This window comes from Streptomyces sp. 17_S59, from assembly GCF_056930295.1.
Genome location: NZ_JBXOWD010000001.1, coordinates 3,874,138 through 3,885,000, shown reverse-complemented (window position 1 = coordinate 3,885,000; position 10,863 = coordinate 3,874,138). Strand labels below are relative to the sequence as shown.

Sequence of the window (10,863 nt, the reverse complement as noted above, 5' to 3'; positions counted from 1 at the left end):
GAGCGGGGTTTGTTTCGCGCCTTCCGGCGTGATCACTACTTTAGCGGATTTCCCCGGTGACTCCTAATCGGAGTCACGATCCGAATTCCGGCATGCCGAAATTCATCCCGTTCCAGGGCCGTGCAAGTAGTGGGGGTTCGTCGCCGTACGGACTGGCCGTGTGGCAACTCGGAGAACTCTACACGAGGTTCAGGGGTGCTTGCGCCGCCGCTTGGCGGCCCTCGCCGCCGGGTTGCCCGTGCGGGTCGAGCGGAGGCGCTCGTGGCGGGTGCGGGCCTGCTCGTACTCCGCGCGGTGAAGGCGCTCGCCCGGGGCCTCGACGAAGCAGCGGAAGAAGTAGGCGAGCAGGGTGCCGATGAAGCCGATCATCATCAGGCTCTGCATCGAGCGCTCGGCGGCCTCGTTCGCGCCCGGCTCCGGACGGCGGACGAAGCCGTCCCAGGTGCGGCGGAAGGCCAGGGCGCTGCACACTGCGAAGCCCACGACGACCAGAAGGTTGACGAAGCTCCCGACCTTCGCGATGGCCATGCCCTCGTAGCCGAACCTCAGCAGGAACGCTCCTGCCGCCGCGGCGGCCAGTGCGCCCGCGGCCACGCCGATGCGGCGCAGTACGTATCCGCCGTCGTGGTCGACCCAGGTCGTGCCGAAGAAGCGGATCGGCTCCGGGCGGGGGCCGGAGCCCTGGTGCTCATCGCTCATGCGTCGATTATCAGCCCGAGCAGCGGACCGCCACGAAGTCGCTGCTTCCGGTCTTCACATAGGCGTCGGAGATGTACTGGCCGGGCGCGATGCTGTCCCAGATGTCGGTGGTGCCGCACGGGCCGGAGACCGTCTCGCCGCGGGTCTGGCAGCGGATCTGCACGCTGGTGCCCTGCGGCAGGACCTTGATCAGCTCGCTGTTGGTGCTCGGGCCGCGGCGCACGTTGACCTGGTAGCCGGGCGCGATCGAGTAGTACGTCACGCTGGTTCTCCCCCCGAGTGGATGTGCACTGGTTGCGCACTGGATGTCATGCGCAGGCTAGCAACGCACGGCACGCCTCCCCGGTCCCCCCTGTCCCATCGATTAGGCTCCGCAAGCCGCCGAAAGCGGCCAAATGACACGGGTGACACGGGGGTGGGCCATGCCGCCGCTGCGCAGTGCCGGAGCGGGGCCGGGAGCGGACGACCCGGAGTACGCGGGCCGGTACCGGCTGGAGGGCCGTCTGGGCTCGGGCGGGATGGGCGTCGTACACCTGGCGCGCTCCGCCTCGGGGCTGCGGCTCGCGGTGAAGGTGGTGCACGCCGAGTACGCGGTGGATCCGGAGTTCCGGGCGCGCTTCCGCCAGGAGGTGACGGCCGCGCGGCGGGTGAGCGGTGCGTTCACCGCGCCGGTCGTGGATGCCGACCCGGACGGTGAGCGGCCCTGGATGGCCACTCTCTACATCTCCGGCCCGACGCTCTCGGAGCGGGTGAAGCGGAACGGTCCGCTGGGCGCGGGCGAGGTGCGGCGGCTGGCGGCCGGGCTGGCGGAGGCGCTGCGCGACATCCACCGTGCGGGCGTGGTCCACCGGGATCTCAAGCCGAGCAATGTGCTGCTGGCGGAGGACGGTCCCAAGGTCATCGACTTCGGGATCTCCCGGCCGTACGACAGCGAGCTGCACACCGAGACGGGCAAGCTCATCGGGACTCCGCCGTTCATGGCGCCGGAGCAGTTCCAGCGGCCGCGCGAGGTGGGGCCGGCGGCGGACGTGTTCGCGCTGGCGTCGCTGCTGGTGCACGCGGCGACGGGGCGGGGGCCGTTCGAGTCGGACAGTCCGTACCTCGTCGCGTACCAGGTCGTGCACGACGAGCCGGACCTGACGGGCGTCCCGGCCGACCTGGCGCCGCTGATCCGCGCGTGTCTGGCGAAGGAGCCCGCCGACCGGCCGACGCCGGACATGCTCATGTCGATGCTCGCGCAGGAGGTGCAAGGGGTGCAGGGCGCATTCGATCGCCCTGCACCTCCCCCGCGCCTCGAAGCGCCGGTCGGAGCGCTGCCCGCGCCCTCCGGCCCCGCGTCTTCCAGCCCCGCGCCCGCCCCTCAGCCAGAGCCTGAGCCCGATGCCGATACCCGGAAGCGCGACTCCCGCCCGCGCCGTCTCCCCCGCGCCCGCCGGGCCGTCCTGATCGCCACGGCCGTCGTCGCCCTCGTCGCGGGCGGGGCCTGGGCGATGCGCGAGGTCGACGACATGCGGCAGCCGCTCCGGACGCGGCCAACCCCGGTCGGCTCGGCCTGGCACCCGTGGTCGACGGGTATAGAGGAAGAGGAGGACGCGGCGGAGGAGGCGAAGGAGGAGGCGGCCGAGCGCGAGGTGCGGGCGAGCTTCTGCACATACGCGGCCGAGGCACTCTACTGCTCCTCGCGGGGCGTCCAGGCGGCGCGGATAGATCCGGTCTCCGGCAAGGTGACCTGGCGGCAGAGGGTCCCGGGTGCCCGGCCCGGGGGCGGCGGCCGGAGCGCGCCCGTGGTCTCCGGCGGGCTGGTCCATGCGCTGTCGCCGGACAAGAAGACGCTGTCGGCGTTCGATCCGGCCGGCGGCAAGCCGCGCTGGACGCGCGACGTCTCCGCCTACGACGGGCGGGTCTACCACGCGGGCGACACGGTGCTGCTGGTCGCCGCGGACGGCACAGTCGTGGGCATCGACGGCGCCACGAACCGGGAGCGCTGGCGGAACCGGATGCCCGGCGGCGCCAAGCCCGTCTTCTCCTTCTTCGGCAGCGGCCCCGCCTACGGCCTCACGGTCTCGCCCGACGGCCGGCACACCCAGGTCGTCGCCGTCGACGCCCAGCGCGGCAGGACGCTGTGGGAGTGGCAGGCCGGCGGCAATCTGGCGGCCGTCGGCACCGGCCCGCAGGGCGTCCTCCACCTCTCGGAGACGGACTCGCTCAACCGAGTGTCGGCCGTGATCCGGTACGCGCCGGGGATCGGGCGGGAACGCCGGGTGCCGCTCGCCGCTCCGGTGCAGGCCGCGAGCGTGGCCGCGTACGGGGACGCGGTCTACGTCCTGGGTGCGGACGGCGGGCTGACGGCCGTGGGCACGGCCGGGGCCGGGGCGGGCGGTCAGCTGTGGCGCCTGGACACCTCGGTGGCCAATGCGTCGCCGCTGCTGGCCACGGCGGACCGGCTGTACTTCTCCTCGGCCGACGGGCGGCTGCTGGCCGTGGACGCGGCGCAGGGCCGGCTGCTGGGCGCCACGTCGCCGCGGCTGGCCCGGGCAGGGCGGGGCTTCCTGGAGCTGATCCCGGCGCCGGTGGCGGCGGACGGGAAGGTGTTCGGGGCGGCGCCGGACGGATCGGTGTTCGCGGTGAACGCCGATCCGTCCGGGTGGCGGTGAGCGGGCCGGGCCCGCGCGCGCCGGGGGCTCAGCCCAGCTTGCTCACGTCGCGCACGGCGCCCTTGTCGGCGCTGGTGGCCATGGCCGCGTAGGCCCGCAGGGCGGCCGAGACCTTGCGCTCGCGGCTCTTCGGCGCGTACCGGCCGCCGAGCGCCGCCCGGCGGGCGGTCAGCTCGGCCTCGGGCACGAGGAGTTCGATGGAGCGGCCGGGGATGTCGATGCGGATGCGGTCGCCGTCCTCGACGAGCGCGATGGCGCCGCCGGACGCGGCCTCGGGCGAGACGTGGCCGATGCTGAGGCCCGAGGTGCCGCCGGAGAAGCGGCCGTCCGTCACCAGGGCGCAGGCCTTGCCCAGGCCGCGGCCCTTGAGGAAGGACGTCGGGTAGAGCATCTCCTGCATGCCGGGGCCGCCGCGCGGGCCCTCGTAGCGGATGACGACGACGTCGCCCTCCTTGACGACCTTGCCGAGGATCTTCTCGACGGCCTCCTCCTGCGACTCGCAGACCACGGCCGGGCCCTCGAAGGTCCAGATGGACTCGTCGACGCCCGCGGTCTTCACGACACAGCCGTCGATCGCCAGGTTGCCCTTGAGGACGGCCAGTCCGCCGTCGGCGGAGTAGGCGTGCTCGGTGGAGCGGATGCATCCGTTCTCGGCGTCCAGGTCGAGGGACTCCCACCGCTCGGACTGGGAGAAGGCGGTCGCGGACCGGACGCAGCCGGGGGCGGCGTGCCACAGCTCGACGGCCTCGGGCGAGGGCGAGCCGCCGCGCACGTCCCAGGACTTGAGCCACTCGGTCAGCGAGGCCGAGTGGACGGTGTGCACGTCCTCGTTGAGCAGCCCGGCGCGGTGGAGTTCGCCGAGGATGGCGGGGATGCCGCCGGCCCGGTGGATGTCCTCCATGTAGTACGTGCCGCCGGGGGCCACGTTCGGGGCGACCTTGGTGAGGCAGGGGACGCGGCGGGAGACCTCGTCGATGTCCTTGAGGTCGTAGTCGAGCCCGGCCTCCTGGGCGGTGGCGAGCAGGTGGAGGATCGTGTTGGTGGAGCCGCCCATGGCGATGTCGAGGGCCATGGCGTTCTCGAAGGCGGCGCGGGTGGCGATGTTGCGCGGGAGGACGGACTCGTCGCCCTGCCCGTAGTGGCGCTTGGTGATCTCCACGACCGTGCGGCCGGCGTCCTCGTACAGGGCGCGGCGGGCGGTGTGGGTGGCGAGCGTCGAGCCGTTGCCGGGGAGGGACAGGCCGATCGCCTCGGTGAGGCAGTTCATCGAGTTGGCGGTGAACATGCCGGAGCACGAGCCGCAGGTCGGGCAGGCGTTCTCCTCGATGCGGAGGACGTCCTCGTCCGAGACGCGCTCGTCGGACGCGTCGACGATGGCGTTGATGAGGTCGAGCTTGCGGACGGTGCCGTCCACGAGCGTGGCCTGACCGGCCTCCATCGGGCCGCCGGAGACGAAGACGGCGGGGATGTTGAGGCGCATCGCGGCCATCAGCATGCCCGGGGTGATCTTGTCGCAGTTGGAGATGCAGATCAGGGCGTCGGCGCAGTGGGCCTCGACCATGTATTCGACGGAGTCGGCGATCAGGTCGCGGGAGGGGAGGGAGTAGAGCATCCCTGCGTGGCCCATGGCGATGCCGTCGTCGACGGCGATGGTGTTGAACTCGCGCGGGATGCCGCCCGCCGCCTTGATCGCCTCGGAGACGATCCGGCCGACCGGCTGGAGGTGGGTGTGCCCGGGGACGAACTCGGTGAAGCTGTTCGCCACTGCGATGATCGGCTTGCCGAAGTCCTCGCCTGCTACGCCCGCGGCGCGCAGAAGGGCTCGGGCGCCCGCCATGTTGCGGCCGTGGGTGACAGTGCGGGACCTCAGCTCGGGCATCCTGCTCCACTCCTCGTGTCTCGGATGTCCGAGCGTACGCCGGTCGTCCGCGGGGCGGACGGGGTTTCCGGGATGCGAGACGGTTGGGGGCGAGGTTTTTCTTCCCCCGATCCCGCCCCTTCCCGGCTGTATCGATTTGCGGCTCCGCCGCGTGGGGGGCTGCGCCCCCGGACCCCAGGTGAAGAACTGGGGGCTTCGCCCCCAGTCCCCCGCTCCGGGGGCAATTCAGCCCCTCCGGCGTTTGAGGAGCGGGGGTCCGGGGGCGGAGCCCCCGAGCCTTGCCCCCGCGCGCAGCGCGAGGGGCCACGGGGTCCGGGGGCTTGCCCCCGGTTTCGGGAAGGGGCGGGTCAGGGGAAAGAACCGCCCGCCAAGTGCCGCTGCACCGACGGGGCCGTCATCGTGATGACCTGTTCCGCGTCCGCCGACGCCAGCGGCTCGACCCTGATCACATAGCGCAGCATCGCCGCCCCCACCAGCTGCGCCGCCGCCAGCTCCGCGCGCAGCTCCGCGTCGGGGGCGGCCAGTTCGCCCGCGATGCGGCTCACCAGTCTGCTCATGACCAGGTCGCGGAAGATCGCCGCCGCGGTCTCGTTCGCCACCGCCGAGCGGACGATCGCGAGCAGCGGCTCGCGGGTGCCGGGGTCCTCCCACACGCGGAAGAAGAAGCGGGTCAGCCGCTCCCCCACCGCCTCCCGGCCGCCGGCCAGGATCGCGTCGGGCGCTCCGAGGGCCGGGGCGACGGCCACCTCCACGGCGGCCGCGAAGATCTGCTCCTTGGGGCCGAAGTAGTGGTGGACCAGCGCCGGGTCGACCCCGGCACCCTTGGCGATCCCCCGGATGGATGCCTTGTCGTAGCCGTGCTCGGCGAATTCGGCGCGGGCGGCGGCCAGGATGCGCTCGCGCGCGCCGGGGCCGGCGTCCGCGCCGCCGCGGGCGGGGCGCCCCCGGCGTCTGGGGGCCGCCCCCGCGCTCCGGTCGTCGGGACCGCCGGTCATGGTCTCGGCACGCCCGTCGGGGAGGCGAGGTGCAGCCGGGTGAAGGCCAGGGCCTCGGCCAGGTCGGCCTCGCGCTCCGCGGCGGACATCGCGCGCCGGGTGTTGACCTCGATCACGACGTGCCCGTCGAAGCCGCTGACCGCCAGCCGCTCCAGCACCTCGGCGCAGGGCTGCTTGCCGCGCCCGGGGACGAGGTGCTCGTCCTTGGCCGAGCCGTTGCCGTCGGCGAGGTGGATGTGGGCGAGCCGGTCGGCCATCCGGTCGATCATCTGGAGGGCGTCGGTCCGGGCGGTCGAGGTGTGCGAGAGGTCGACGGTGAAGTGCCGGTAGTCGTCCTTGGTGACGTCCCAGTCCGGGGCGTAGGCGAGCATCTCGCGGTCGCGGTAGCGCCAGGGGTACATGTTCTCGACCGCGAACCGGACGTCCGTCTCGTCCGCCATCCGCCAGATGCCGCGGACGAATTCCCGGGCGTACGAGCGCTGCCACCGAAAGGGCGGGTGGACGACGACCGTGCTCGCGCCCAGCTTCTCGGCGGCGGTGCGGGCGCGCTGGAGCTTGACCCACGGGTCCGTGGACCAGACGCGCTGGGTGATCAGCAGACAGGGGGCGTGGACGGCCAGGATCGGCACCCGGTGGTAGTCGGACAGGCGGCGCAGCGCCTCGATGTCCTGGCTCACGGGGTCGGTCCACACCATGACCTCGACACCGTCGTAGCCCAGCCGCGCAGCAATCTCGAAGGCCGTCGCCGTCGACTCGGGATAGACCGATGCCGTTGACAGCGCGACCTTCGCATCCGGAATGCGCACCACTGGCTCTGTCACGAGGGACAGCGTATGCCCGCCTGTCGGGCGGCGGGCAGGTGGCCCGGTCAGCCCGTGGGCAGGTGGTCGAGCCGCCGCAGGATGACGCCCTCGCGCAGCGCCCACGGGCAGATCTCCAGCTCGTCCACGCCGAACAGCTCCATGGCCGCCTCGGCCACGAGCGCGCCCGCGAGCAGCTGCGCCGCACGCCCCTCGGAGACCCCGGGCAGCGCGGTGCGGCGTTCCATGGTCATCGAGGAGAGCTTGGGCACCCACTCCTCGAGGGACTTGCGGCTGAGCACGCGCTGGACGTAGAGGCCCTCGGCGGAGCGGGCGGCCCCGGCGATACGGGCGAGCTGCCGGAAGGTCTTGGAGGTGGCGACGGTGTGGTCGGGCGTGCCGAGACGGGCGAAGTTGCCGACGGTGCGGGCGATCTCGGTGCGGACGTGGCGGCGCAGCGCTCGTACGTCCGAGGGATCGGGCGGGTCGCCAGGCAGCCAGGCGGCGGTGAGGCGGCCGGCGCCGAGCGGGAGGGACGCGGCGGCGTCGGGTTCCTCGTCGAGGCCGTAGGCGATCTCCAGGGAGCCGCCGCCGATGTCGAGGACAAGGAGCTTTCCGGCCGACCAGCCGTACCAGCGGCGGGCCGCGAGGAAGGTGAGCCGGGCCTCCTCGGCGCCGGTGAGGACGGAGAGGGTGACGCCCGTCTCCTGCTGGACGCGGGCGAGGACGGCATCGGCGTTGGACGCCTCGCGGACGGCGGAGGTGGCGAAGGGCAGGACCTCTTCGACACCCTTGTCCTCGGCGGCCTGGAGGGCGGTGCCGACCACCGTGACCAGGCGGTCTATCCCGGCGTCGCTGATGTTGCCGCCCTCGTCCAGCAGTTCGGCGAGGCGCAGCTCGGCCTTGTGGGAGTGGGCCGGCAGCGGGCGGGCACCGGGATGCGCGTCCACCACCAGCAGGTGGACCGTGTTCGAACCCATGTCGAGGACACCGAGTCTCATGGCCTGAACGCTACTGCGGCGCTCGCGGGACCTTAGTCTTGAGGGGTGGCGAAGACGAAGAAGGCTAAACCGGACAAAATGCAGGACAAAGCCGTTAAGAACCAGACAAAGGGCTCCGGCAAGCCCGAGAAAAACGGCGGCAATGGTTCCGCAAAGAGCGCCGGTTCCGTCCCCGACGAGGTCGGCCTCGACTTCGCCCGTGCCTGGGTCGAGTTCCCCGACCCGGCCGACGACGAGCAGGTCTTCCGCTGCGACCTCACCTGGCTGACCTCCCGCTGGACGTGCGTCTTCGGCAGCGGCTGCCAGGGCATCAAGGCCGGCCGCGCCGACGACGGCTGCTGCACGCTCGGCGCGCACTTCTCCGACGAGGAGGACGAGCAGCGCGTCGCCGGGCACGTCGCCCGGCTGACGCCCGACATCTGGCAGTTCCACGACGTGGGCACCGCCACCGGCTGGACGCAGCTCGACGAGGACGACGGCGAGCGGCAGACCCGGCGCTGGAAGGGCTCCTGCATCTTCCAGAACCGCCCCGGCTTCGCGGGCGGCGCGGGATGCGCCCTGCACATCCTCGCCCTCAAGGAGGGCCGCGAGCCGCTGGAGACCAAGCCGGACGTGTGCTGGCAGCTGCCGGTGCGGCGCACCTACGACTGGATCGACCGCCCGGACGACACCCAGGTGCTGCAGATCAGCATCGGCGAGTACGACCGGCGCGGCTGGGGCCCGGGCGGCCACGACCTGCACTGGTGGTGCACCTCGGCGCGGTCCGCGCACGGCGCCGGCGAGCCGGTGTACATGACGTACCGGGCGGAGCTGATCGAGCTGATGGGCAAGAAGGCCTACGCACGCCTGGTCGAGCTGTGCGAGGAGCGCATGGCCTCGCTGCTCCCGCTGGCACCGCACCCGGCGGACCCGCGCTAGGGGGTGTCCGGTGCGCCACCTGCGGGTGCATCGTGGCTGATCGCGCAGTTCCCCGCGTCCCTTCGGGGCGTACCGAACCGCACCGGACGTCGCCGAGCCCGCTGAGCACCCGCTCTCACGGGTGAACCGTCGGCGGTGCTGCCGTCGGTCCCGCCGTCGGCGGGGGCGACGACGGATGCGCGGGGGGCGGCGCGGGCGGGGGCCCCTCGCCGCAGCCCTCGATCGTCACCGCGGCCCCGCCCGGCGCCACGGCCACCCGCGCCCGCCAGGGCCCGCGCGGCTCACGGGCGTGGTCCACGGACACCGTGACCGTCACCGACTGGCCGGGGCGGAGGACACCGCCGGGCTGGCTGATCCGCAGCCACGGCGCATCGGCCGACGTGGACCAGCTCACCGGCTCGCCGCCGCTCGCCGTGAGGGTGATCAGCGTGGCGGTGCCGCTGGGCTGCGCCTCGACCGTCAGCCGCCCCGGACCGCGGCCGGGCACCGGCCCGGCCGGAGCGAGCGGCCCGCTCGCGGCACCGGTCTGCGGGGCCGCGCCCGTGGCCGACGGGCGGACCGGCACCGGCCGCCCGTCCGGGCCGAGCACGGCCACCGACACGTCCGGGAAGCGGTGCCCCACCGGGGCCGAGGCGCCCGTGGGCCCGCTCGGCCTGCCCGCCGTCTCGTAGGCGCCGTCGTGGTCGTCGTAGCCGCGGTGCCCGTCGTATCCCGTGTAGCCGTCGTACGGGCGGTCGTACGCGCCCTCGTGCGGGCTGCCGCCCAGGCTGTCGGTCTCCGTGGCGGACACGGCGCCGGCGCCCTGGCCCTCGCCGAGCGGGCCGCCCCGGTAGGCGGCCCACAGGGCCAGCACGGGCGCGGCGACGACGGTCGCGACGACCGTCGTCGTGATGGCCCGGCTGCGCAGGCGGCTGCGGCGGGCCGCGTGGTCCTTGGGGGCGAGGGGAAAGCCGCAGCGGTCGAAGCGCGGGGTGGCGCGGGCGGCGGCCGCGCGCCGGCGCTGGGGCCGTGCGCCCAGGGCGCGCTCCGTCGCAGCGAGCACCGCGGGACGGGGCGCCTCCAGCACGGGCAGGGGCGCCGAGGAGGCGGCGGTGCCGGGCCAGGGCTCGCCCGCGGTGGCCCGCTCGGCGGTGCGGCGGCAGTCGGCGCACTCGTCCACGTGCCGCACCAGCTCGCGGCGGAGGGCCGCACCCAGCAGCACCTCCTTGTCCCCCACGAACCGCGTGACGACCGGGCACCGGCCGGACTCCACGACGGCGAGGGCGGTACGGGTGCGCTCCACCTCGCAGGCGGCGCTGGACAGCAGGACCCGGGCGGAGTCGAGGTCCAGCCGGAGCACGGCGGCCACCTCGTGCGGGGCGAGGCCGTGGCGGACGGCCAGTTCGAGCGCCTCGCGCTGCTCGGCGGTGGTGCCGGCGGCCTCGGGCCAGGCCAGCAGGGCGAGTTCCGCGCGCTCCCGGGAGGCGGCCGAGGGGCCGGGCCCGGCGGGTGGCCGGTCCGCGGGCTCGGCGAGTCTGCGCAGGCACTCCCAGCGGGCCAGCGCGTACAGCCAGGCGCGGAGCGCCTCCTCGGCGGCGGGGGCGCGGTCGGCGCGGCGCTCGGCGAGGGCCAGCGCCTCGCCGAGGGCGGCGACGGCGGACTCGTGGTCGCACAGGACGGACAGGCAGTAGGTGAACAGGCCGTCCAGCCAGGGCTCGTGGCGCGCGGCCGGGCTCCCGGGCGCGGCCTCCGGCTCCCCGCACGCGGGGGCGTCCGCGGTGGTGTGCTCCGTGCTCTCGACGACCGGGGACCGGTCCGCGCGCGGCGCACGGCGGTGTGCGCGGTGCGCTCCGGTGGCATGCGTGGGGGGCTCGGGCCTGCGCGTCATCATCCCGGCGACGGTAGGCGGACGGTGCGCGTTCGTCCGTCCTGCCCACG

Annotated in this window: 9 protein-coding genes; 2 read left to right on the top strand and 7 right to left on the bottom strand. The window is 73.9% G+C overall.

Translation table 11 applies throughout. The annotated features are described in order from the left end of the window. Positions 1–189: 189 nt before the first annotated feature. Both AC1Z4A_RS17370 and AC1Z4A_RS17365 read right to left on the bottom strand, forming a co-directional pair. Positions 190–699 carry a hypothetical protein gene (locus tag AC1Z4A_RS17370; RefSeq protein ID WP_483679896.1) on the bottom strand — a complete coding sequence of 170 codons (510 nt, stop codon included), beginning with the start codon at positions 697–699 and terminating at the stop codon, positions 190–192. 10 nt (positions 700–709) lie between these two features. After that, positions 710–1,006 carry an SH3 domain-containing protein gene (locus tag AC1Z4A_RS17365; RefSeq protein ID WP_483683622.1) on the bottom strand — a complete coding sequence of 99 codons (297 nt, stop codon included), beginning with the start codon at positions 1,004–1,006 and terminating at the stop codon, positions 710–712. Between the two features lie 115 nt (positions 1,007–1,121). On the opposite strand from AC1Z4A_RS17365, the gene AC1Z4A_RS17360 reads away from it, so the two are divergent. Continuing rightward, positions 1,122–3,353, top strand: a complete 2,232-nt coding sequence (locus AC1Z4A_RS17360) for a protein kinase domain-containing protein (protein ID WP_483683621.1) — start codon at positions 1,122–1,124, stop codon at positions 3,351–3,353. Between the two features lie 28 nt (positions 3,354–3,381). Here AC1Z4A_RS17360 and ilvD read toward each other — a convergent pair whose 3' ends face one another. The 4 genes from ilvD to AC1Z4A_RS17340 all read right to left on the bottom strand — a co-directional run bounded on the left by ilvD (position 3,382) and on the right by AC1Z4A_RS17340 (position 8,028). Next, positions 3,382–5,232: a dihydroxy-acid dehydratase gene (ilvD, locus tag AC1Z4A_RS17355; RefSeq protein ID WP_483679894.1), complete on the bottom strand. Its 1,851-nt coding sequence runs from the start codon at positions 5,230–5,232 to the stop codon at positions 3,382–3,384. A 347-nt stretch (positions 5,233–5,579) separates the two neighbouring features. After that, positions 5,580–6,227, bottom strand: a complete 648-nt coding sequence (locus AC1Z4A_RS17350) for a TetR/AcrR family transcriptional regulator (protein ID WP_483679893.1) — start codon at positions 6,225–6,227, stop codon at positions 5,580–5,582. Further along, on the bottom strand, positions 6,224–7,048 hold the full coding sequence (locus tag AC1Z4A_RS17345) for a sugar phosphate isomerase/epimerase family protein (RefSeq protein ID WP_483679891.1): 825 nt from the start codon (positions 7,046–7,048) through the stop codon (positions 6,224–6,226). Before AC1Z4A_RS17345 ends, AC1Z4A_RS17350 begins: the two co-directional genes overlap by 4 nt. Positions 7,049–7,095: 47 nt before the next feature. Beyond that, a complete protein-coding gene (locus tag AC1Z4A_RS17340; RefSeq protein ID WP_483679890.1) occupies positions 7,096–8,028 on the bottom strand; it encodes a Ppx/GppA family phosphatase in 933 nt (310 codons plus the stop codon). Between the two features lie 45 nt (positions 8,029–8,073). Between AC1Z4A_RS17340 and AC1Z4A_RS17335 the strand changes: the two genes are divergently transcribed. Then, the gene (locus tag AC1Z4A_RS17335) at positions 8,074–8,946 is read left to right on the top strand and encodes a DUF3109 family protein (protein ID WP_483679889.1); all 873 of its coding nucleotides are present in this window, start codon (positions 8,074–8,076) and stop codon (positions 8,944–8,946) included. Between the two features lie 115 nt (positions 8,947–9,061). Here AC1Z4A_RS17335 and AC1Z4A_RS17330 read toward each other — a convergent pair whose 3' ends face one another. Further along, entirely contained in the window at positions 9,062–10,816 is a 1,755-nt protein-coding gene (locus AC1Z4A_RS17330) for a BACON domain-containing protein (protein ID WP_483679887.1), read from the bottom strand. Between the last annotated feature and the right edge of the window lie 47 nt (positions 10,817–10,863).

Excerpts from the sequence above, each read along its gene's own strand:
- ilvD (WP_483679894.1), bottom strand. The coding sequence starts at position 5,232 with ATGCCCGAGCTGAGGTCCCGCACTGTCACCCACGGCCGCAACATGGCG.
- AC1Z4A_RS17350 (WP_483679893.1), bottom strand. The coding sequence starts at position 6,227 with ATGACCGGCGGTCCCGACGACCGGAGCGCGGGGGCGGCCCCCAGACGC.
- AC1Z4A_RS17360 (WP_483683621.1), top strand. The coding sequence starts at position 1,122 with ATGCCGCCGCTGCGCAGTGCCGGAGCGGGGCCGGGAGCGGACGACCCG.
- AC1Z4A_RS17330 (WP_483679887.1), bottom strand. The coding sequence starts at position 10,816 with ATGATGACGCGCAGGCCCGAGCCCCCCACGCATGCCACCGGAGCGCAC.
- AC1Z4A_RS17370 (WP_483679896.1), bottom strand. The coding sequence starts at position 699 with ATGAGCGATGAGCACCAGGGCTCCGGCCCCCGCCCGGAGCCGATCCGC.
- AC1Z4A_RS17340 (WP_483679890.1), bottom strand. The coding sequence starts at position 8,028 with ATGAGACTCGGTGTCCTCGACATGGGTTCGAACACGGTCCACCTGCTG.